This window comes from Bacteroides xylanisolvens (assembly GCF_018289135.1).
In the GTDB taxonomy this organism is placed as follows: Bacteria; Bacteroidota; Bacteroidia; order Bacteroidales; family Bacteroidaceae; genus Bacteroides; species Bacteroides xylanisolvens.
The window spans coordinates 4,148,793-4,172,443 of record NZ_CP072216.1 but is presented as its reverse complement, the minus strand read 5'-3'; the positions used below and the strand labels follow the sequence as shown (position 1 = coordinate 4,172,443).

The following is a 23,651-nucleotide window of genomic DNA, read 5'->3' as shown; positions in this document are numbered from 1 at the left end:
GGCTCAATTTTGTTAATTGGAAATAATCTATAAATACTTCTGTGAAACTTGAGAATAATGAAATATGTAGAATAGTAGACGGCGATGAAATTGCTTTCAATCGTTTTATGGAGCATTATTCTTCGCGTTTATATCACTATACATTTGCGCTACTTGGCCAGAAGGAGTCAGCTGAAGAGATTGTGAGTGATGTTTTTTTTGAAGTTTGGAAAAATAGAAAAAGTCTGGCTGAAATTGGCAATATGAATGCTTGGATCCAGACAATCACCTATCGAAAAGCGATTTCTTTTTTGCGGAAGGAAACTGGAAAGTATGAATTGTCATTTGATGATATCGAAGATTTTATTTTTGAGCCGGTTCAATCTCCAGCCGAGGAGATGATTAGTAAGGAAGAAATGGCTAAAATTAATGACGCCATTCAACAACTTCCTCCCAAGTGTAAACATGTCTTTTTCTTAGCAAAAATAGACGGGCTTCCTTATAAAGATATTGCAGATATGTTGAACATATCAGTGAAGACTATCAATAACCATATTGCTTTTGCGTTAGATGAAATTGCTAAAAGATTGAATATGAAATCTCGCAAGAGCTAAGTTTTTTACTCTCCTGCTTATTAATGCCTTTTTTTTCACATAGCTAACTCCACTTTTATTCTTTTTACCCGAAAAATGAAAAAAAATCATTTTTGACTGGGAGATTTTTTTTTTAGTTGCGTCTTTATCTATAGAACAACATTAAAATAGGATTATGAGCTTGAAAGAATACCATCGTCTCGCAGATTTATTTAGTAAATTGAATTCTCAAGAAAATATTGAGGATGATTTTACTTCTATGCCTGATGCTGAGAAGTTGAAATTCTTTTGGGAAAATTGTGTGCTGGAAAAGATTGATTCATCTTCTATCATAGAGAAGACTCAACGAAAGATGCGAAAAGATGCTATGAAGCGCAGAAAGAAATATTTCTTAGTTGCTTCAGCTTCTATTGCTGCTTCCTTTTTGATTTGCATTTCAACTATTTATTTTTTCTGATTATCCGTTTATGCACCTGTTATATTCGCAATTACTAGTCTGTCAAAGAGTTTGTCTCCAAAATACCGTCTGTTTAATTTGTAAATAAACTCGTTGAGATACAACTGTAAGTATTTCCTTTTGATTTTATGGTAGTTGCCCAGCAATGTCCGTTTTGCATTACTGATTGCGATATGCACCCATTTGAGTGTTTCCTTGGTGGTTTTGGCGTCTGATTTCTCGGTGACGTGCAATTCCACCAGATCGGAGATGTCAACGTAAGAAGTGCTTTTGTCCGAAAATACGATGGCATCATCCTCCATGCAGTCCCTGACCACGCCGTTGATTCCTTCACTTTGATGGCTATCCAGTACCCTGGCCTTGAAATAACGCACATGCTTCTCCTTTTTGCCCGTTTCGATATCTTCCAACGGGGTGCTTTCGGCCATCACCGCAACGTTCTGCTTTCCCTCGGCTCCCCGGCCACGTGTACCCTTGCCTCGCTCGATTTCCTTACTGGCCACCGAAAAGTAACCCTCATCCAGTTCTATCATCCCTTCCAGTGTATACCTTGCATCCCGGTTGCCCATCGCCCTGCGGAGTTTGTGTACCATCGCCCATACCGGTTCGTAACGCTTCAATCCTAATTGCTTCTGGAGTTCGTTGGTGGAGAATCCCTTTTTTGTGCAACTCATCAGGAACATCGTTTTGTACCACACCAGAAACGGCAGCTTGGAGCTCTCCATGATCGTACCGCTGCGCAACGAGGTGCGGAAACGGCAACCTTTGCATTCATAACTCCATTTACCCTGTAACCAATAATGGGAAGTGCCCCCGCATCGCTTGCAGACAACCCCTTCCTTATCACGCTGCTCCTTGAAATGCAAACGACAATCTTCCTCCGAACCGAAATGAGCCGTAAAACTGAATATGTTCATAATCCCTGCTTTTTGAGCGCTAATATACTAAAAATATTAGGTGTGTTTGCGGAGAATCAGATTATTTTTTTAATCAGAATGGAAGTGTTAATTTAGACTTCCAGGCTATTGCTGAAGAAATGGATAGCCAATCTGTTGAGGAAGTGACTCTTATTACTTCCAAGGAACAGCTTAATTTGGATGAAGATGTTTTCATTAAGTATTCAAAAGAGGGGAAAGTTGCTGTCAATTCACAAGTGATAAAAGAGAATGAAGAGAAAACCAAAGAGGAACAAGAATATAATCAGTTGCTTGTCCCTGCGGGGAAAAGGGCTAGAGTAGAATTGTCTGATGGGACTCGGCTGGTCGTTAACTCCCAGTCAAAAGTGATTTATCCTCGTTGTTTTAAAGGAGACATTCGTAAAATCTATGCCCAAGGAGAAGTTTTCCTGGAAGTTGCGCATGATAAGAAACATCCTTTTATAGTGGAGTCTGATGATTTTAAACTGCAAGTGTTAGGAACGAAGTTCAATATCTCGAATTATAAAGGAGGAACAACTAATATTGTATTGGTGGAAGGTGCGGTAGAAGTTACTGATAAGAATGAAAAGAAAGCACGTTTGAATCCTAATGATCTGTTGAATATAGCAAATGGTACAATTGCTTATCAAAAGCAAGTTGATGTAGCAGAGTATATTAGTTGGGTAGAGGGGATTATGTTATTGAATGGTAATGATTTGTCGCAGATCATTCAAAGACTAAGCATCTACTATGGTATATCTATTCAATGTGATCCAATTATTGGTAAAGAAAAAGTGTATGGGAAATTAGATTTGAAAGATGATATAGACGAGGTGATTGAATGTATTCAGCAAACCCTGTCATTCACGATCGAAAAAAGTGATACTAGTATATATTTAAATAAATAATTTTTTTAATTAATCTTTTAATATGTTTGCCTATGAAGAACAGACTGCCATTATGACAAAAAAAATCGGATAAATATTGCCGTATTTACCCGATAGTAATTCCCTAGTTAAATCAATAAATCCAAAATTGTTAACCTAAAAAGAAATTTTTATGGTAAAGAAAACTATTTTTTTACACTTAAAGAAAAGACTTAAGCTTTTTTGCATTATAAACGTCTTTTTTATGATTCCATTCTCTTCATTCGGTACTAATTCTATTAGTTGGAATTCCGAAGAAGATTTATTCTCAGTACAGTATGAGAATGTTACAGTTAAAGATATTTTAGATTATATCGAAAAACATAGTAAGTATATTTTTATTTACTCTGCTAATGTTCAGAAAAATCTGAATAACAAAGTCTCCATTTCAGTTTCCAATAAGAAAATAGACGCTGTATTAAAAGAGTTGTTCTCAGAGACAGGACTGAATTATAAGATGTCGGGAAGACAAATTACTATTTCGGTGCCAGAAGCTCCTAAGGTACAGCAAACTACACAACAAAAGGGTATTAAGGTAACAGGTAACGTTTCAGATGAAAAAGGTGAGCCTTTGATTGGTGTAACAATCATTTTGAAAAATGATTCCACAGTGCATGAATTGACAGACATGAATGGTAATTATAGTATTATTGTTCCTGAAAGAAAATCTGTGCTTTCTTTCCGTTATATTGGTTTTGTTCCTAAAGAAGAGGTAGTTAATAACCGGAAGGTTGTTAATGTACAAATGGTAGAAGATGTTGGTCAATTAGATGAGGTTGTAGTGGTTGCCTATGGCGCACAAAAGAAAGAGTCTGTTGTTGGTTCTATCACAACGATTGAACCTGCTAAGTTAAAGGTTTCTACTACTCGTTCAATAAGTAATAATCTGGCTGGTACAGTTGCCGGTGTATTAGCTGTGCAACGTTCTGGTGAACCGGGATATGATAATTCTTCTTTCTGGATTCGTGGTATTAGTACATTCCAGGATGCCGGACAAAACCCATTGGTTTTGATTGATGGTATAGAACGCGATTTGAATAATATTGATCCTGAAGAGATAGAATCTTTTTCTGTGTTGAAAGATGCTGCTGCAAGTGCTGTTTATGGAGTGCGGGGAGCTAATGGTGTTATTTTAATTAATACAAAACGCGGACAAGTTGGTAAACCTCGCGTGACTGTAAAGGCTGAATTTGCAGCTACACAGCCAGTTAAACTTCCCGAGTATTTGGGTGCGGCAGATTATATGCAGGTTTTGGATGATATCTTGATGGATACAGGACAACAGCCTAAATATACAGATCGTATTGCAAAAACTCGTGCAGGTTATGACCCTGATTTATATCCGGACGTGAATTGGATGGATGCAATCGCAAATGATTATGCTTCGAATCAGCGTGTAACAGTAGATATTTCTGGTGGTACAGAGACATTACGTTATTCTTTTGTTGCTGCTGCGTATAATGAACGTGGTATTTTGAAACGTGATAAAAGCTATGATTGGGATCCTACTATTAAATTGCAACGTTATAACGTTCGTTCTAATGTGGATTTGAAATTAAGTCCTACTACGCAATTACGTTTTAATATTGGTGGATATTTGCAAGATAGAAATTCTACAACGAAAGATGTATCTCAAATTTTCCAGAAAGCGTTCGTTGCTGTACCTCATGCTTTCCCTGCACAGTATTCCAGTGGACAGATACCGACAACAGAGGAGCCAAACGTTTGGGCATGGGCTACTCAAAGTGGATATAAAAGAAGAAGCGACAGTAAGATTGAAACACTGTTTTCTGTAGAACAAGATTTGAAATTCTTACTTCCGGGATTGAAAGTAAAAGGTACATTCTCATTTGACAGGTTTTCTTCAGGTACTGTTTCTCGTGGAAAGACACCGGATTATTATGTACCTGCTACAGGACGTGATGATGAAGGTAATTTGATTATAGCATCAAAATCCAATGGTACTAATTTCTTGGATTACTCAAAAAGCGGTGAATATGGAAATAAGAGCGTATATATGGAAGCTACTTTGTCTTATGACCGCACATTCGCTGAGAAACATTCCGTCGCTGCAATGTTATTGTTTAATCGTCGTAATTATGATGATGGAAGCAAGTTGCCTTACCGTAATCAGGGATTGGCAGGACGTGCATCTTATACCTATTCGGGTAAGTATGTAGGTGAATTTAATTTTGGCTATAATGGTTCTGAAAATTTTGCCAAAGGCAAGCGTTATGGCTTTTTCCCTTCAGGAGCAATTGGCTGGATTGTATCAGAAGAGGCATTTATGCAACCATTGCGTAAGGTCATATCTAAATTGAAATTGCGTGCGTCCTATGGTCAGGTAGGTAATGCTAATTTAGGTGGACGTCGTTTTGCATACCTTTCTACAATTACCGATGATTATGCTACATTAGACATGTATAAATGGGGATTGGATAGCAGTTATGGTTTGACTGGTATGGCGGAAGGTGAGTTTGCCGTACAAGATTTGACGTGGGAAATTGTAAATAAGATGAATTTGGGGGTTGAGCTAGGCTTCCTGAATGGTATGATTGATTTACAATTAGATTATTTCGATGAACGTCGGAAAGATATATTTATGCCACGTGAATCTGTTCCAATGACAGCTGGATTTATGAAGCAACCTTGGAAGAATTTTGGGAAAGTAACTAATCAGGGTGTAGAGGTTACTTTAAATGTTAATAAACAGTTTGGCAAAGACTTATTTGTCAGCTTAATGGGAACATTTACCTATGCTCATAATGAAATAACAGAAAAGGATGAACCTAGTGCAGTAGTTGGTACTAACCGTGCTGAAACAGGACATCCGGTAGGACAATTAACTGGCTATATAGCAGAAGGTTTGTTTACAGCAGACGACTTTGAAGACGTAAGTACAGGTAAACTGAAAGAAGGAATTCCGACTCAAAGTTTTGTAGGTAAATTACGTCCGGGGGATATCAGATACAGGGATGTCAATGGTGATGGTAAAGTGGACGTATTTGATAAATCTCCAATCGGAGGAACAAAAGATCCGGAGATAGTATATGGCTTTGGAGTGAATATGAAATATAAGAATTTAGATTTTGGAGCTCTCTTTCAAGGAATAGGCCGTAGTTGGAATATATTAGGATCAAGCATTATTCCGGGTGCCAATAGAGGAGTGACAGGCAATATGTTTACTAATGCAAATGATCGTTGGACTGTAGACAACCCAAGTCAGAACGTATTTTATCCGCGTTTGGATGACGGTATAAATAGTAATAATAATCAACCATCTACATGGTGGCTGCGGAATATGAGTTTTTTACGTTTAAAAAACATTGAACTTGGTTATTCCTTACCAAAGAATTTGTGGAGAAATACTACAGTTATATCAGGCATTCGTCTTTTCGTAAGAGGAACAAATCTTTTGACATTCTCAAAATTTGATTTGTGGGATCCGGAAGTCGAAAATACTACAGGGGCTGCGTACCCAATTATGAAATCGTTATCTGCAGGTTTTGAAATTAAATTCTAATAATAGCGCATATGAAAAATAGCATATTAAAATTTATAGTACTAAGTATTATTACGACATTTACTTTTTCTTCTTGTTCTGATTATCTGGATAAGCAACCGGATGACCAGTTGGACTTAGAATCAGTATTTGAGAATAAAAAGAATATGGAACGTTGGCTGGCATATATTTATCGTGGTCTGCCTGAATATTATACTTATGATGGTCCCGATGCCATAGCTGATGAACTGATTCCTTCAGTTGGTTGGGAAGCGCAAGGATTTAAAGCCATTCAATATCAAAAAGGTAACTGGACAGCAGACAATCCCGGGGTAATTGCTTATTGGAATACTTATCCCAAATATATTCGTTCTGCTTATTTGTTTATAAAACATGCTCACCCATTGGAGGCTGTACCGGCTGAAGAAGTAGACTTTATGAAAGCTGAATGCCGTTTCTTTATAGCTTATTATAATTCTATGATGGCTATAGCTTATGGTTCAGTTCCTATTATTCGCGAGGCTAGTGAAAGTACTTCGGCTGATGATCTGATGTTGAAACAAGAGCCGTTTTATAATGTGATTGATTGGGCAGACCAAGAAATGCTGGAAGCTTCAAAACAATTGCCTGCCACTCAAACTGAAGATAAGAAATATGGCCGTGTGACTTCTGTTGGATGTTTGGCAATGCGTGCGCGTATGTTATTATTTGCTGCTAGTGACTTGGTGAATGGCAATCCTGCATTGGCGAATATAAAAAACATTGACGGAACTCCTATCTTTAATTCTGCACATGATCCGGAACGATGGAAAAGAGCAGTAGATGCTTGTAAACTGGTTATCGATGAGGCGGAAGCCGCTGGCTATCATTTGCATTATGAATATTTGGATAACGGTGATATTGATCCTTTTCTTTCTTATCAGAATGCAGTGATGAAGAGATGGAACGAAGCTAACAGAGAATTACTGTTTGTTCGCACAATGGATTCCGGTGGATGGTATGATAAAAACTGTATTCCACGTGGTTTGGGTATTAATGGAGTGGGAGCGATCGGAATAACCCAATCTTTGGTTGATGCTTTTTTCATGAGAAACGGTCAAAGACCTATTATAGGCTATAATTCGGATGGTTCTCCTAAAGTTAACCCTGATGCTAATTATTCAGAGACAGGCTTTAGTACGCAAAAAGAGACTTATTCTACAAAGTGGCAGTATGGGTCTTCAGAAGGAGATCGTAATAAAGATGAAAATGTAGTTGTAGATGCCAATACCTATAAAATGTATTGTGACCGCGAACCTCGTTTTTATATTTCAGTACTGCATAACGAACAATGGCATATTGGTGGTAAGAGAAATACAGATTTCTATATGGATGGTAAAGACGGTGGTCCTTCTCATGACGCTCCGTGGAGCGGCTATCTGGTACGTAAGAGAGTAGACCCATCTGCAAATCCCAAAGAAGGCAGTGGAGATTATAAAAATCGTCATGGTGCACTATGTCGTTTGGCAGAGATCTATTTAAGTTATGCTGAGGCGTTGAATGAATATAGCATTGAGAAGGGGACTTATACTGCTAATCAAAATGAGATTTTGAAATATGTCAATTTGATTCGTGAGCGTGCGGGTATTCCCGAATATAGTGTTTCAGCTGAAGAAGGCAAGATAACAGCCCCATCAGATCCTGTAGAAATGCGCGAGTTAATTCGTCAAGAAAGGCGTGTGGAATTGAATTGTGAATCTGGACTTCGTTTTAATGATCTGCGTCGCTGGAAATTAGCCGAGAAAGTATTGGATGGTGATTTTTATGGCATGAATGCTTATATTAAAGTATCCGATGCGGACTATAGAAATAAATATTATACTCGTACAGTATATCAGACACGTAAATTTATAAGCTATTGGTGGCCTATTCCACAGGACGATATTGATAAGAATTGGAATTTGGTACAAACTCCTGACTGGACCGTCGGGAATCAATAAATAGTTATAATATTAATATATTGAATATAGATATGAAAAACGGATATATATTTAAGAAGAACCTTTTACGGTTCTTCTTCCTGACACTCGCTTCGTGTTTCATAGTAGCATGCAATGATGATGACGATGCTACTAATTCGCTCGACAATCGTACAAGTTTAGTTCTTACTCCTTCTGATTATGAAATAGAACTCAAGGAAGATACCCCAGATGAGGTTGCATTGACGTTAAACTGGACGGAAGCTGACCCAATAGGCTCTGACTATTATATTTCCTATCTTTATAAAATGGATCTGGAAAATAACAGTTTTGGAACAAACACAATGATAAGGGAGTATATTGATGATGATTTTTCTAAAAGTTATACTCATAAAGAATTGCAGAGTTTATTGGTGTCAAAGTGGAAGCAGCAGCCTGGTGATTTAGTAAAGTTACAAGCCCGTATTATCGGTTCTGTAGAAGGGCCTAAGTTTGTAAAACCGGAAGTTTCTACAGTTACTATAAAAGTAAAGATGTATTCTGAAAAGACTTTTGTAGCAGACCATCTTTATATGTCAGGCACAGCTGTTGATGGTGAAGATCTTGAAATCTTGCCAATGGAAAGTCAGCCGAAGCGTTATGTTTCCATTTGTGACTTGAAGGCAGGTAATCTTCACTTCCCGATTGTTTGGAAAGATGAAAATAAGATTAATGCCATCTCACCAGTTGCTGCAGAACAACAGATAACTGATGGAGCAATGGAAGCTAAAATTAAGGGGATAGATAATGCTGGATATTGGGTGATTCCTGAAGATGGGCAGTATCGTGTAGTGGTAGATTTTGAAACACGTACCGTTACTATAGGTTTGGCTAGTAATTTTATAGAAGCTGATAAAATCTATATTGCCGGAACTTGTGTTAGCGCAGATGTAGAGATGACTCGCACGATAGAAGATGAAAATCAATATGCGTTCCATGCAGAACTGCAACCAGGTACTATTTATTTCCCGATCTTGTTTAATGGACAGAAAGATATGGCTATTGCTCCCGAAGAATCAGGCGATTTTACAGATGGTACAGCAATGAATATCTCGACAATGAGTCCGGAAACAGCTGCGCTTGGTTATCATTGGAATATTAAGATTGCGGGTGTCTATCGTATTGTGATTAACATAAATACTAAAAAGGTTACGATTTACTCCCCCGAAACAGATCCTAAACCAATGGTTGTTTCGTGGACATGGAACAATAATACGGTGACTACCACTATTGAAAGAGTCTTTATTTGGGGACCATACGATGGATGGGCTAAAGATGGCACTGGTGATACAGGATTCACTATGGCTCATTCTATGACACCTAGTTTGGCAAATCCTTATTTGTTTATATACAAAGGAGCGGAGTTACCCAGAAAGAATTCCATTAAAGACAAAGATGGAAATGCACATCCGGGTGGATTGAACTTTAAAGTCGGACCGCAAAGTGCAGGTTGCTATACCTTTGGCTCAACAGCAGATGCCATCAGAGGATCTTATGACGGTTGCCTTGATATTGCAGAGAGTGACTACAATCAGAAACAGACTGTAGTCGGAGGGCAATCTCACAACCGCTATGCCTTCTTTAGTGTACCTGTAGGAGTTAATTACATAGAATTAGATATTAAAGAACTGACAGTCTTCTTTGATAAGAGATAATCAAGCAGGATAAAATTAAGAGTGCTATATCAATCTCGTGATTTTTATATGAATAAAGAGAACAATGATATAGCACTCTTTAAAAAACAATTAGTAGTATGGTTATAAGAAAGATTAGTTATTATAGAGTAATTGTGTCTCTTTGTCTGTTTATGTTCCTTTTATCTCCTGTTTTCGGAGACGAGAATTCAGCCGTTTCATTTGATAAGGAACTACCGGAGAATAACATAGTTACGATTCAGCCTGATTCTTTGCGTATTCTTCATAACCCGCTTACAGGATGGGTGCTCTATGCAAGTATGGGAGTGGATGCTGCGGATTTTTGGGCACAGTATGACCATATGTATATTCCTGAATTAGGACACAATGTTAGTGTGACAGATTATGCTCATACGCTTTATATTCGCGCTAGTTGGACAGATTTTAATCCACAGGAAGATGTATATGGTTGGAAAATAGATTCTAATTTAAGAGCATATATTGAAGGAGCTTATCAGCGGAATATGCGTTTGGCATTTCGTGTTGTAGTTGACAGTCGTGATAAGAGAACAGAATTTACTCCTCAATTTGTAAAAGATGCCGGTGCAAAAGGATTTATGAATAAAGGTAAATGGTCACCTTATTCTGACGATCCTGTTTTTCAGAAGTACTATACTAAATTTGTGAAGGCCCTGGCTAAAGATTTCAACGATCCTTCGAAAGTTGAATTTATAGATGGATTCGGACTTGGGAAATGGGGAGAATATCATACAATGATTTATTCAACAGGTGATGATACTCCAAAGAAAGCAGTTTTCGATTGGGTGACAGATATATATTCTCAAGCTTTTGATAAAGTTCCAGTAGTAATTAACTACCATAGATGGATTGGTGCGGGAAAAGATTGGGTAGATGATGAACATTTTGCTGCTGACAGTGAAGAAATGTTGGAAGAAGCAATCAAGAAAGGATATTCATTGCGTCATGATGCATTTGGCATGACAACCTATTATGGCAGTTGGGAGCGTAGGTTCGCAAAAAAATATCGTAATATCTGCCCCATTATTATGGAAGGTGGCTGGATTGTCAAATCACATAGTTATTGGCAGGATCCTAGAGGATATCGTAAGGATTCACACGAGGACGTAAGACGCGGTGAGTTTGATGACAGCAAAGAGGCACATGTCAATATGATGGATTTCCGTTTTGGCGATACAGAGTCTTGGTTTAAAGATGCTTTTGATTTAGTACGCCGATTCCTTCGGGAAGGCGGGTATAGGCTCTACCCCAGTGAGATCTCTTTACCGTTAGAAGTCTCTAAAAAAACAACTCCGACTATTAAACATTGCTGGAACAATTTGGGATGGGGGTACTGTCCTACTAATATTCCGCAATGGAACCAAAAATATAAAGTAGCTTTCGCTTTGCTCGATTCTGAAACGAATGAGGTGCGATATACATTTGTGGATACGAATACTGATTTATCGAAGTGGATAAAAGGAAGTCCCGCTGAATATGTATTTGAGCCGGATATGTCCAAAGTTGAAACGGGTACTTATGTTTGGGCTGTGGGCTTGGTTGACCGGAGTAATAAAGATCTCATAGGGCTGGACATTGCCGCCAAAGGGGATATATTGGATTCGGGCTGGTTAAAATTGTCGAAAGTAAGCATAAAAAAATAAGAGCTATAGGTATGAAGATTAATTTTCAAAATATGTGCAGTTTGAGAAAAATAAGTTGTGGGCTTATTTTTTCTATGGCTATATCATTAGTCGCTTGCGGCAGTGATAATGATGAAGAAGGAGGTGGTAATGGTGATGATGGTTTGGTAGAAGATACTTCTATTCCTGGAAACAGCATTGTCACGGTAAAGCAGAATCGAAATATCATTTTGCATAATCCTCTTTCCGGATGGGTATTATATGCGGGTATTGGTGATGGTTTATCTTCCACATTCTGGCAGGATTATGATAATTTCCCGTCATCGGAAGGCACTGTAAAGGTCTCTGATTATGCAAATACCTTATACCTTCGTGGTGCCTGGGCTGATTTTAATCCTGAAGAAGGAAAATATGCATGGAACTCCGATTGTGATACCCCTTCGGCTAAGCGACTGAAGATGTTGATAGAGGGAGCTAAGCAAAGAAATATGAAATTGGCCTTTACTTTTGTGGTGGATAGCCGTGATAAGCACTATAATTTTACTCCGAATTTTGTAAAAGAGGCTGGCGCGAAAGGATATGAAACACAAACAGGTTCAGTAAAAGTATGGTCTCCCTATCCGGATGATCCTATTTTCCAGAAATATTATGAGAAATTTATCAGGGCTTTGGCTAAGGATTTTAATGATCCCGACAAAGTACAGTTTGTAAGTGGTTCAGGATTTGGAAAATGGGGAGAGTATCATAGTGTATGGTACTATCAGGTGCGTGAGTTGGGAAAACCGGAGCTGCCGACTCGTGAGGCTGTTTTCGATTGGGTGACAGATTTATATTCTCAAGTATTTGATAAAGTTCCTGTGTTTGTAAATTATCATCGTTGGATAGGTACAAGTAAGGAATGGGACGGCAATAATTATGATAAAGATACTGAAAGATTAATAGGAAAAGCAGTAGCTAAAGGATATTCATTACGTCACGATGCGTTTGGTATGAAAACTTATTATTCTACTTGGGAACGCAATTTTATAGCCAAGTGGAAGTATCTCGTTCCTGTAGTAATGGAAGGTGGCTGGGTGAAAAATTCTCATGGAAACTCGATTCAGGGAGATGGATATGCCAATTATGCAGAAGTACGTCAGGGTGAGTTTGATGAGGCTAAAACAGCCTGCGTCAATATGATGGATTTACGCTATAATTCAGACTTTCGCAATGGAGAAACTTATTCATGGTTTAATGAAGCTTTCCAATTAGTTAAACAATTCTGTACAGAAGGAAGCTACCGTTTATTTCCGGACAGAATTTCTTTGCCTACAACTATCTCTAATGGTAAACAGATTGAAATAGCGCACCGTTGGAATAATTTTGGTTGGGGATATTGTCCGACGAATATTCCCCAGTGGAAGAATAAATATAAAGTGGCTTTTGCTTTATTGGACACCAAGAATGATAAACCGAAGTATGTATTTGTTGATGGAGAACCGGAAGCTTGTGATTGGGTGAAAGGTACGGCTAAATCATATACGTTTACAACCCGGATTGAAGGCGTGGAGGCAGGTAAATACATGTGGGCTGTTGGGATTGTTGACACGGCAAAGCAGAATGAGATTGGAATTCACCTTGCTGTAAAGAACAATGTAACATCTGCCGGATGGTTGAAGTTATTTGAAGTTACCGCTCGGTAAGTCATAGTCAATTGCTACGAGATACATTAATTGTTGGAAATGAATGTATTGGCAGGTCATAGTTCTCCGGTTCGTTGGGGATATATCTCCAAGATGTTAGCCATATATATGCTACGTATTGGATCTATATATGCTGCATATTGGATCTATAGATCCAACGTGTTGGGCATATATCTCCAATGAACTGATTGTAAGTAACTGGTACTTAGGTAAATGATAAGTGTATGGAATGGCTGGAATAATTATTTGCTTACGTATTGCTTGATATACATCTGAAAACTAGAAATAATAATTAACTGACGAAAACATTGATGAGAAAAAAAGTTTTGATTTTGGGATTGTGCCTATTGGGAGTCACACATTCTCTTTCGTCAAAAGATAAAAAGAGTATTCCTTTGTATAAGGATGCCAAAGCTCCAATTGAAAAACGTATTGATGATTTAATATCGCGTATGACATTGGAGGAAAAGATTTTGCAGCTAAACCAATATACATTGGGACGAAATAACAATGTGAATAATGTTGGCGAAGAAGTGAAAAAAGTACCGTCAGAGATTGGTTCTTTGATTTACTTTGATATAAATCCAGAGTTGCGTAATAGTATGCAGAAAAAAGCGATGGAAGAATCTCGTTTGGGCATTCCCATCATTTTTGGCTACGATGCTATTCATGGATTTCGCACCATATATCCTATTTCGTTGGGGCAGGCCTGTTCATGGAATCCGGGATTGGTAGAACAAGCATGTGCGGTATCTGCACAAGAAGCCCGTATGTCTGGGGTTGATTGGACTTTTTCTCCCATGATCGACGTGGCACGTGATCCTCGATGGGGACGTGTAGCCGAAGGATATGGTGAAGATCCTTATACAAATGGAGTGTTTGCCGCTGCTTCGGTGCGTGGGTATCAGGGAGATGATATGTCAGCAGAGAACCGTATGGCTGCTTGTCTGAAACACTATGTAGGTTATGGTGCTTCGGAGGCTGGGCGAGATTATGTTTATACCGAAATTTCAGCTCAAACTCTTTGGGATACTTATCTACTTCCCTATGAGATGGGAGTGAAAGCTGGTGCGGCCACTTTGATGAGTTCTTTCAATGACATCAGTGGAGTACCCGGGTCAGCTAATCCTTATATCATGACCGAGATATTAAAGAAACGCTGGAAACATGACGGGTTCATTGTGTCTGACTGGGGGGCTGTGGAACAGTTAAAGAATCAGGGATTAGCCGCTACAAAGAAAGATGCTGCTCGGTATGCTTTTAATGCGGGGCTTGAAATGGATATGATGTCTCATGCCTACGATCGTCATCTGAAAGAGCTTGTAGAGGAAGGTAAGGTAACAATGGCACAAGTTGACGAATCAGTTCGTCGGGTATTGCGTGTAAAATTTCGTCTGGGTTTGTTCGAACGTCCTTATACTCCGGTTACTAATGAGAAGGATCGTTTTTTCCGTCCGCAAAGTATGGCTGTGGCCGCTCAACTGGCAGCAGAATCAATGGTGTTGTTGAAAAATGACAATCAGATATTACCACTTACAAACAAAAAAAAGATTGCCGTAGTAGGTCCAATGGCAAAAAATGGTTGGGACTTATTGGGTTCTTGGTGCGGACATGGAAAAGATACGGATGTGGAAATGCTCTATGATGGGTTGACTGCCGAGTTTGGAGGAGATGCCGAATTACGTTATGCAATGGGATGCAAACTGCAGGGCAATGACCGTTCAGGTTTTGCTGGCGCATTGGACGTTGCTCGTTGGTCTGATGTAGTCATTGTTTGTTTGGGCGAGATGCTTACCTGGAGTGGTGAGAATGCCTCCCGTTCTACGATTGCTTTGCCACAGATTCAGGAAGAATTGGTGAAAGAGCTAAAGGAGGCTGGTAAACCTGTTATATTGGTACTTTCTAATGGACGTCCCTTGGAGTTAAATCGCATGGAACCTCTTTGTGATGCTATATTGGAGATATGGCAACCGGGAATAAATGGTGCACGTTCAATGGCAGGTATTTTATCAGGACGTATCAACCCTTCCGGTAAACTAGCCATGACGTTCCCTTATTCCACAGGACAAATTCCTATTTATTATAATCGCCGCAAGAGCGGACGCGGACATCAGGGATTTTATAAAGATATAACAAGCGATCCGTTATATCCGTTCGGGCATGGATTAAGTTATACCGAATTTAAGTATGGCACTGTTACCCCTTCTGCTACTAAAGTGAAGCGTGGCGATAAACTGTCGGCAGAAGTGACCGTCACCAACACCGGTGCCCGCGATGGAGCAGAGACTGTTCATTGGTTTATCTCCGATCCTTATTGCTCTATCACCCGTCCGGTGAAAGAACTGAAACACTTTGAGAAACAACTTATCAAAGCCGGAGAAACGAAGACTTTCCGTTTCGACATCGATCTGGAACGTGATTTCGGTTTTGTCAATGAGGATGGTAAACGCTTCCTTGAAGCCGGCGAATATCATATTCTGGTACAAGGACAGACCGTTAAAATAGAACTGATAGACTAAAAATGTAAAGAACAAAAGTGTGTGAAGAGCTGATAGCTAAGTTGGTTTTTTACACATATTATATTAACACAGAATCACCATGAAAAAGAAAATAGGAGGCATAGGTTTATGTATGCTATGGAGCATATTAACCTGTGCACAGACAATCACTCCCCAAGCCGAACAACGTGCGAAGGACATTGTAACAAAAATGACTTTGCAAGAGAAAATAGAGTATATCTCCGGATATACCAGTTTTTCTCTGCGTGCCATCCCCCGTTTGGGAATACCTGAAATCAAGTTGGCTGACGGGCCGCAGGGAATTCGTAATCATGCTCCCAAGAGCACTTTATATCCTTCCGGAATACTTTCCGCTTCTACTTGGAACCGGGAATTACTTTATAAATTAGGGCAAGGCTTGGGACAGGACGCCAAGGCAAGAGGAGTTAATATCCTGCTTGGTCCGGGCGTGAATATCTATCGTGCTCCGTTGTGTGGCCGTAACTTTGAATACTTCGGTGAAGACCCTTACTTGACAGGTGAAACGGCGAAACAGTATATCCTGGGAGTACAATCGGAAGGAGTCATTGCTACAATCAAACACTTTGCTGCCAACAACCAGGAATGGAGCCGCCACCATGCCAGCTCTGACATAGACGAACGTACTTTGCAGGAAATCTATTTCCCGGCTTTCCGAAAAGCTGTACAGGAAGCCAATGTCGGTGCCGTAATGAACAGCTACAATCTGTTGAACGGTGTCCATGCCACCGAACATAAATGGTTGAATATTGATGTCTTGCGCAATCTTTGGGGCTTCAAAGGTATTCTGATGTCGGACTGGACTTCTGTATATTCCGCCGTAGGCGCTGCTAACGCCGGACTTGACCTCGAAATGCCGAAAGGACGTTTTATGAATTTGGAGAATCTGTTGCCTGCTATCAAAGCCGGCACAGTGACAGAAGAAACCATCAACCTGAAAGTACAACACATCCTGCAAACTTTGATTGCTTATGGTATGCTGGATAAGGAACAGAAAGACAGCAACATCGCAGAGGATAATCCTTTCTCCCGCCAGACAGCTTTAGAACTGGCGCGCGAGGGTGTAGTCCTGTTGAAGAATGAAGGAAACTTGCTCCCACTGAAAGGAAAGACAGCCGTAATGGGGCCTAATGCAAATTTGATTCCTACCGGTGGCGGCAGTGGTTTTGTCACTCCTTTTTCTACCGTATCAGTGGCTCAAGGCTTGAAAGAATTGAAGAAAAAGAATCTGTTACTATTGACGGATGATGTGATTTATGAAGATATTGTCCATGAGTTTTATACTGATGCTAATCGTCAGATGAAAGGCTTCAAAGCTGAATACTTTAAAAACAAGACCCTTTCGGGCCAGCCTGAAGTAATACGCACGGAATCCTCTGTTGATTATGACTGGGGATATGGAGCACCTTTGGACGGCTTTCCGACAGATGGATTCTCTGTCCGTTGGACAGCCTGCTACATGCCACAAACTGACGGGCAGTTGAAACTTCATATCGGTGGTGATGACGGTTATCGTCTGTTTGTGAATGACAAGCATATTACAGGAGATTGGGGAAATCATTCATACTCTAGCCGTGAAGTTGAACTGCCGGTTGAGGGTGGTAAGGAATACCGTTTCCGGATTGAATTCTTTGATAATATTTCTTCGGCCATCATTCGTTTTAATGCTTATAGCCTTAATGAGGCGAAACTTCGTCAAGGATTGGCAAAGGTGGATAATGTTGTGTTCTGCACAGGTTTCAATAGTAATACCGAAGGCGAAGGCTTTGACCGTCCGTTTGCCTTGCTTCGCTATCAGGAATTGTTTATCAAGAAGATTGCGTCCATGCATCCCAATGTTGTGGTTGTGCTGAACGCCGGTGGCGGTGTGGATTTCACCAACTGGTATGATGCCGCAAAAGCGATTCTTATGGTCTGGTATCCGGGACAGGAAGGCGGCCAGGCGATAGCTGAAATCCTGACCGGTAAGATCTCTCCAAGCGGAAAGCTACCGATTTCTATCGAGCGGAAATGGGACGATAATCCGGTGCACGGCAGTTATTACGAGAACTTAAAGGCGGAGATTAAGCGTGTAGACTATTCCGAAGGTGTCTTTGTCGGTTATCGTGGATACGACCGTTCGGGAAAAGAACCTTTCTATCCGTTTGGCTACGGTTTGTCCTATACTACTTTCGCTTATAGTAATATGGCTGCAGAGAAAACGGGTGAGCATCAGGTTACCGTTAGCTTTGATATAGAGAATACAGGTAAGATGGATGCTTCGGAAGTGGCACAGGTGTATGTGCATGATGTACATTCTTCTGTTTCCCGTCCGTTGAAAGAACTGAAAGGATATGAAAAGGTATTCTTGAAGAAAGGGGAGAAGAAGCGGGTTTCTGTTGTGCTGGATGAGGATGCATTCTCTTTTTATGATATGAATCAGCATCGCTTTGTAGTGGAAAAAGGAGACTTTGAGATCTTAGTCGGTCCTGCTTCCAGTCAATTGCCTTTAAAGGCTATGGTTGAACTGTAATGACTGAATGATAAACAAATAAATATATAATGAAAAAAACACTTTTATTGGGAGTGTCTCTGTTATGTTCCGTTTTTATAATGGCAACAGAGACTCCTTTTCAAAAAGCAGAAATAAAGTCTATCATGCGAAAGGTGGCGGATTGGCAGATTGCCAATCCACACCCCGCTCCTGAACATGACGACTTGAACTGGCCGCAAGGTGCTCTTTATGTCGGCATGGTGGATTGGGCGGAATTGGCTGAAAAAGAAGACAATGATGATACATATTATAAGTGGCTGACTCGTATCGGGCGGCGGAATTGTTGGCAGCCGGACAAACGGTTTTACCATGCTGATGACATCGCTGTATCACAGTCCTTTTTGGATTTATACCGCAAGTACAAAGACGAAGCAATGATTATCCCTACGCTCGCCCGTACGGAATGGATTGTCAATCATCCGTCCGAAGGCAGTTTCAAGCTGGTGGAGGGAGACTTAAAGACCTTGGAACGTTGGACTTGGTGTGATGCTCTCTTTATGGCTCCCCCTGTATATGCCAAACTGTATATGCTGACCGGAGAGAAAAAATATATCAAATTTATGAATCGTGAGTATAAAGCGACTTATGATTACCTGTTCGATAAAGAAGAAAACTTGTTCTACCGTGACTGGCGTTATTTTGATAAGCGCGAAGCCAATGGCAAGAAAGTCTTTTGGGGACGTGGCAACGGTTGGGTGCTTGGTGGTCTGGTTGAAATATTAAAGGAACTGCCCAAGAAAGATAAGAACCGCAAATTCTATGAGGAATTATTTGTAAAACTGGCTACACGTGTTGCCGGATTGCAGCATCCGGACGGTTTTTGGCATGTCAGTCTCTTGGATCCTGCCTCTTATCCATCACCGGAAACGAGTTGCACTACTTTCATTGTCTATTCCATTGCTTATGGAATAAACGAAGGTTTATTGGATAAGGAAATTTATCTTCCTGTAATGATAAAAGGCTGGAATGCATTAGTCTCGGCTGTGGAACCGAATGGGAAACTGGGTTATGTGCAGCAAATCGGTGCCGATCCGAAGAAAGTGACTCGTGACATGACGGAGGTTTATGGAGTTGGTGCTTTTTTGATGGCAGGCAATGAAATTTATAAAATGGCGAGATAATCTGTTCCCTCTGTGAAGATAGTAGACAATAATCATAAAAACGCTGTACTGTGATGAAAAAATTCTTATTGACATGCATAGCCGTAGCCTGTAGCCTTGTGGCTGTAGCCGAAGAACTGCTCATCGAAGCAGAAAGCTTCAGCCAGCGGGGCGGCTGGGTGCTCGACCAGCAGTTCATGGATCAAATGGGTTCGCCCTATCTCATGGCACATGGCATGGGCATCCCTGTGGCGGATGCTACGGCAGAAATCAACATTCCCCAGGCGGGCACTTACTACGTATATGCCCGTACTTACAACTGGACTTCACCTTGGACCGATGCCGAAGGTCCCGGAAAATTCCGCCTGGCTTTAGGCGGCAAATTGCTGAAAGCTACATTAGGACATACAGGTAATTCCTGGCAATGGCAATTTGCCGGAAAGACAGTATTGAAAGCAGGGACTACCACCCTTGCGCTGAAAGACCTCACCGGTTTCGACGGTCGTTGCGATGCCATTTACCTTACGACCGATGCGAATACGCAGCCCGCTACCTGGGATGCGGCAGAGACAGCCGCACTTCGTACCCGCCTGCGACAACAACAGCCGGTGCCCGCTCATCAATACGACTTTGTGGTAGTAGGAGGGGGAATAGCCGGAATGTGTGCTGCCGCATCTGCTGCCCGATTAGGTTGTAAGGTAGCACTAGTGAATGACCGTCCTATATTGGGCGGCAATAACTCGTCAGAGATTCGTGTACATCTCGGCGGTATCATCGAAATGGGGCCTAATCAGGGATTGGGTCGTATGATACGTGAGTTTGGCCATGAGCGTTCCGGCAATGCCCAACCGGGCGACTACTATGAAGACCGGAAGAAAGAAGACTTCATAGATGCCGAAAAGAACATTACCCTTTATGCTTCTCAGCGTGCGGTAGCCGTGAAGATGCAAGCAGACCACATTGCGTCAGTCACTATCCAGCACATCGAGACGGGCGAACAAACTGAACTTACTGCTCCTCTCTTTAGCGACTGCACAGGTGATGCTACCATAGGCTATTTAGCCGGTGCCGATTGGGCTATGGGACGTGAAGGCCGCGATGAATATGGCGAGAGCCTTGCTCCCGAGCAACCCGACTCATTGGTGATGGGGGCTTCTATACAATGGTATAGCAAGGATATGAAGAAGAAAACCTCATTTCCTCATTTTGAATATGGCGTGCGCTTTGACGCTGAAAACTGTGAGCCTGTAACCATGGGCGAGTGGAAATGGGAAACGGGTATGAACCGTAATCAAGTCAGCGAAGCTGAACGTGTACGCGACTATGGACTTTTGGTGATATATTCCAACTGGAGCTATCTGAAGAATCACTATAAAGACCATAAGAAGTACGCCAACCGTTCCCTCGACTGGGTGGCGTATGTTTCAGGCAAACGTGAATCACGCCGTCTCTTGGGCGACTACGTACTGTCACAGGACGATATAGACAAGAATGTGGCGCACGAGGATGCTTCGTTTACCACAACTTGGAGCATCGACCTTCACTTCCCCGACAGCGTGAACAGTGTCCGCTTTCCCGGCAATGAATTCAAGTCGGCTACGGTGCATCGTTGGATTCATCCTTATGCCGTTCCCTATCGCTGTCTCTATTCGCGTAATGTGGACAACCTCTTTATGGCAGGCCGCAATATGAGCTGCACCCATGTAGCTTTGGGTACGGTACGTGTGATGCGTACTACCGGCATGATGGGTGAAGTAGTAGGTATGGCAGCCGGACTCTGCCACAAGCATCGTGTAGAGCCGCGCGACATCTATCATCATCACCTGCCGGAACTGAAGCAACTTATGCAAGCGGGTCTGGGCAAACGCGATGTGCCCGATAACCAACGCTTCAACGAACCCAACAAATTGTTGGAAGTTCCGGGAGCTTACATCAAACCGTAGACAAACTATGAGCAAAAAAAATATTATCACGATATTTCTATCGGCAATATGTACCTTGCCGCTTTGGGGAGGACAACAGTATTACGCTTTTCTGAAAGGTGACACGCTACGTATGGGCAATAACTATATGGAACGCGTCATGCTGTGGAATAACGGTGCGCCTGTTACCATCAGCCTTACTGACAAGCAACACGGAAAAACCATTCCGGCACAGGGCAAACAACCCGATTTCTCGATTGTGAAAGGTATCCCTACGGATGCTACACTTACCGTGAACGAGATACCGACGAACGGCATCCACGCCAGTTATTTGCAGGCTACCGTGGCTTGCACTATCGGTTCGCTGAATATAGAGCGTCGCTATCGCATTTATGCAGACTGTCCCGCCATTGCTTGCGATACCTATCTGAAAGGGCAAGTGGAACTTTATCAGAATAAGGAGGATAACCGCTCTAACGCCGACCGCAAAAATATAGAGCACACGGCCGATATGGCTACGGGGGTGAAAACTCCCACGCTCGACAGGTTGCAACTATCCGGCAATCATTGGAGTGCCCGCACAATAGAGTTTTTCGACTACACCGATTGGAACGATAATCTGGTGGCCGGGCGTACCTGGCTTCCTTACCGTCGCAATACGTATCGTGGTAATTTGCTTTTTGCTCATGACGTAGTTACGCGTCAAGGCTTCTTTTTTTTGAAAGAGGCTCCTAGCAGCAGTACCCAATTACATTATCCGGGTTCTGACTTCGTGGCGGACTTTAGCGGTTTTATGGTAGTGGGGCTGGGCATTGCGTCTCATGATGTAAAGCCGGATAGCTGGACCCGCGTTTATGGATGCGTTACCGGCATCTATACCGGCGGCGAGCAAGAAGCGCTTACTGCCTTGCGCCTCTATCAGAAACAACTGCGCCATCATACCGCCGTACAGGATGAGATGATTATGCTCAATACCTGGGGCGACCGTAGCCAGGATGCCAAAATAGATGAGGCTTTCTGTCTGGCAGAACTGGATCGTGCCGCACGCATGGGCATCACGCTCTTTCAACTGGACGATGGCTGGCAGAGCGGAAAAAGCCCTAACTCGAAGACTGCCGGAGGTAGTTTTAAGGATATTTGGAAGAATACCGGTTACTGGACGCCCAGCCCCACGAAATTCCCTCATGGTCTGAAACCTATTGTAGAGAAAGGCAAGAAATTGGGTATTCGCATCGGATTATGGTTCAATCCCAGCATACAGAATGATTTTGCCGATTGGCAAAAAGATGCGCAAGCCATTATCGGACTTTATAAGAAGTACGGCATCTGCTGTTTTAAGATAGACGGCCTGCAGATACCTACCAAGACAGCCGAACAGAATCTGCGCCGACTGTTTGATACCGTGTTGGAGCAAACCAACTATGAAGTGATTTTCAACCTCGATGCCACTGCCGGTCGTCGCGGCGGGTATCACTATATGAACGAGTATGGCAACATCTTCTTGGAAAACCGCTATACCGATTGGGGCAACTATTACCCTTATCGCACCTTGCGCAACCTCTGGATGCTGTCCCGCTATGTACCGGCGGAGAAGATGCAGATAGAGTTCCTTAATAAATGGCGCAATGCCGACAAGTATGACGCTGCCGACCCTTTTGCCCCCGCCCGTTACAGTTTCGATTACCTCTTTGCTATCACCTTGGCGGCACAGCCGTTGGCTTGGATGGAGGCTTCGAACCTGCCCGAAGAGGCTTATATTACGGCATCTCTACTCAAGAAATACCAACCTTTGCAACTCCGGTTTCATCAAGGCGTCATACTGCCTATTGGTGAAGAACCTTCGGGACGTTCGTGGACAGGATTCCAATCGACCGTCTCCGGCACGCAAGGCTATCTTGTGGTTTACCGCGAAGATAATGAGCAAGCCAGGGGGACTATTGACACTTGGCTTCCTGAGGGTAAGAAAGTTACTTTTACTCCTGTGATGGGAAGTGGCAAGAAGTTTGCTGCAAAAGTCGTCGCACAGGGTAGAGTAAGTTTCGAGCTAAATGACAAGAACTCTTTTGCACTCTATCAATACGAAGTAAAACCATAAAAAGGCGGCTATCTGCATTTTACGCTAATCACGAATGATGTGTTAACTTCTGATTCGCAGAGTGTTATGATGTGTGGAGAGGAGCATTAATATCTCTGCTGTTGGATGTTAATAGT

12 protein-coding genes and 2 pseudogenes are annotated in these 23,651 nt (G+C 41.7%); 13 read left to right on the top strand and 1 reads right to left on the bottom strand.

What is annotated here, in order from left to right; genetic code table 11:
- The first annotated feature begins 41 nt into the window (after positions 1–41).
- Together INE92_RS17720 and INE92_RS17715 are read left to right on the top strand one after the other, a co-directional pair.
- A complete protein-coding gene (locus tag INE92_RS17720; RefSeq protein WP_008642439.1) occupies positions 42–593 on the top strand; it encodes an RNA polymerase sigma factor in 552 nt (183 codons plus the stop codon).
- Positions 594–747: 154 nt separating this feature from the next.
- Positions 748–1,023: pseudogene (locus tag INE92_RS17715) on the top strand (FecR family protein); the annotation flags it as partial.
- 14 nt (positions 1,024–1,037) lie between these two features.
- Here INE92_RS17715 and INE92_RS17710 read toward each other — a convergent pair.
- On the bottom strand, positions 1,038–1,946 hold the full coding sequence (locus tag INE92_RS17710; protein ID WP_005807145.1) for an IS1595-like element ISBbi1 family transposase: 909 nt from the start codon (positions 1,944–1,946) through the stop codon (positions 1,038–1,040).
- Positions 1,947–2,008: 62 nt separating this feature from the next.
- Between INE92_RS17710 and INE92_RS17705 the strand changes: the two are divergent.
- The 11 genes and pseudogenes from INE92_RS17705 to INE92_RS17655 form a co-directional block, all read left to right on the top strand.
- Positions 2,009–2,854 (top strand): annotated as a pseudogene (locus tag INE92_RS17705) (FecR family protein); the annotation flags it as partial.
- Positions 2,855–3,005: 151 nt separating this feature from the next.
- Positions 3,006–6,395 carry a TonB-dependent receptor gene (locus tag INE92_RS17700; RefSeq protein WP_211421206.1) on the top strand — a complete coding sequence of 1,130 codons (3,390 nt, stop codon included), beginning with the start codon at positions 3,006–3,008 and terminating at the stop codon, positions 6,393–6,395.
- 11 nt (positions 6,396–6,406) lie between these two features.
- Entirely contained in the window at positions 6,407–8,353 is a 1,947-nt protein-coding gene (locus INE92_RS17695; RefSeq protein WP_015531785.1) for a RagB/SusD family nutrient uptake outer membrane protein, read from the top strand.
- A gap of 32 nt (positions 8,354–8,385) precedes the next feature.
- Positions 8,386–10,026, top strand: coding sequence for a SusE domain-containing protein (locus INE92_RS17690; protein ID WP_134993367.1), 1,641 nt, complete (start codon positions 8,386–8,388; stop codon positions 10,024–10,026).
- Positions 10,027–10,124: 98 nt separating this feature from the next.
- A complete protein-coding gene (locus INE92_RS17685; protein ID WP_008642449.1) occupies positions 10,125–11,687 on the top strand; it encodes a hypothetical protein in 1,563 nt (520 codons plus the stop codon).
- Between the two features lie 11 nt (positions 11,688–11,698).
- The gene (locus tag INE92_RS17680) at positions 11,699–13,348 is read left to right on the top strand and encodes a hypothetical protein (RefSeq protein ID WP_008642450.1); all 1,650 of its coding nucleotides are present in this window, start codon (positions 11,699–11,701) and stop codon (positions 13,346–13,348) included.
- A 311-nt stretch (positions 13,349–13,659) separates the two neighbouring features.
- On the top strand, positions 13,660–15,867 hold the full coding sequence (locus tag INE92_RS17675; protein WP_195436468.1) for a glycoside hydrolase family 3 N-terminal domain-containing protein: 2,208 nt from the start codon (positions 13,660–13,662) through the stop codon (positions 15,865–15,867).
- A 79-nt stretch (positions 15,868–15,946) separates the two neighbouring features.
- The gene (locus INE92_RS17670) at positions 15,947–18,397 is read left to right on the top strand and encodes a beta-glucosidase (RefSeq protein ID WP_195436469.1); all 2,451 of its coding nucleotides are present in this window, start codon (positions 15,947–15,949) and stop codon (positions 18,395–18,397) included.
- Positions 18,398–18,426: 29 nt separating this feature from the next.
- Positions 18,427–19,539, top strand: a complete 1,113-nt coding sequence (locus INE92_RS17665; protein WP_195436470.1) for a glycoside hydrolase family 88/105 protein — start codon at positions 18,427–18,429, stop codon at positions 19,537–19,539.
- A gap of 53 nt (positions 19,540–19,592) precedes the next feature.
- Entirely contained in the window at positions 19,593–21,461 is a 1,869-nt protein-coding gene (locus INE92_RS17660; protein WP_195436471.1) for an FAD-dependent oxidoreductase, read from the top strand.
- A 7-nt stretch (positions 21,462–21,468) separates the two neighbouring features.
- Positions 21,469–23,535: an alpha-galactosidase gene (locus INE92_RS17655; RefSeq protein ID WP_195436472.1), complete on the top strand. Its 2,067-nt coding sequence runs from the start codon at positions 21,469–21,471 to the stop codon at positions 23,533–23,535.
- The last annotated feature ends 116 nt before the right edge of the window (positions 23,536–23,651 follow it).

Bases quoted from the DNA above. Each gene is read 5' to 3' on its own strand.
- INE92_RS17710 (WP_005807145.1), bottom strand. From the start codon at position 1,946: ATGAACATATTCAGTTTTACGGCTCATTTCGGTTCGGAGGAAGATTGT.
- INE92_RS17700 (WP_211421206.1), top strand. From the start codon at position 3,006: ATGGTAAAGAAAACTATTTTTTTACACTTAAAGAAAAGACTTAAGCTT.
- INE92_RS17695 (WP_015531785.1), top strand. From the start codon at position 6,407: ATGAAAAATAGCATATTAAAATTTATAGTACTAAGTATTATTACGACA.
- INE92_RS17690 (WP_134993367.1), top strand. From the start codon at position 8,386: ATGAAAAACGGATATATATTTAAGAAGAACCTTTTACGGTTCTTCTTC.
- INE92_RS17685 (WP_008642449.1), top strand. From the start codon at position 10,125: ATGGTTATAAGAAAGATTAGTTATTATAGAGTAATTGTGTCTCTTTGT.
- INE92_RS17680 (WP_008642450.1), top strand. From the start codon at position 11,699: ATGAAGATTAATTTTCAAAATATGTGCAGTTTGAGAAAAATAAGTTGT.
- INE92_RS17675 (WP_195436468.1), top strand. From the start codon at position 13,660: ATGAGAAAAAAAGTTTTGATTTTGGGATTGTGCCTATTGGGAGTCACA.
- INE92_RS17670 (WP_195436469.1), top strand. From the start codon at position 15,947: ATGAAAAAGAAAATAGGAGGCATAGGTTTATGTATGCTATGGAGCATA.
- INE92_RS17665 (WP_195436470.1), top strand. From the start codon at position 18,427: ATGAAAAAAACACTTTTATTGGGAGTGTCTCTGTTATGTTCCGTTTTT.
- INE92_RS17660 (WP_195436471.1), top strand. From the start codon at position 19,593: ATGAAAAAATTCTTATTGACATGCATAGCCGTAGCCTGTAGCCTTGTG.
- INE92_RS17655 (WP_195436472.1), top strand. From the start codon at position 21,469: ATGAGCAAAAAAAATATTATCACGATATTTCTATCGGCAATATGTACC.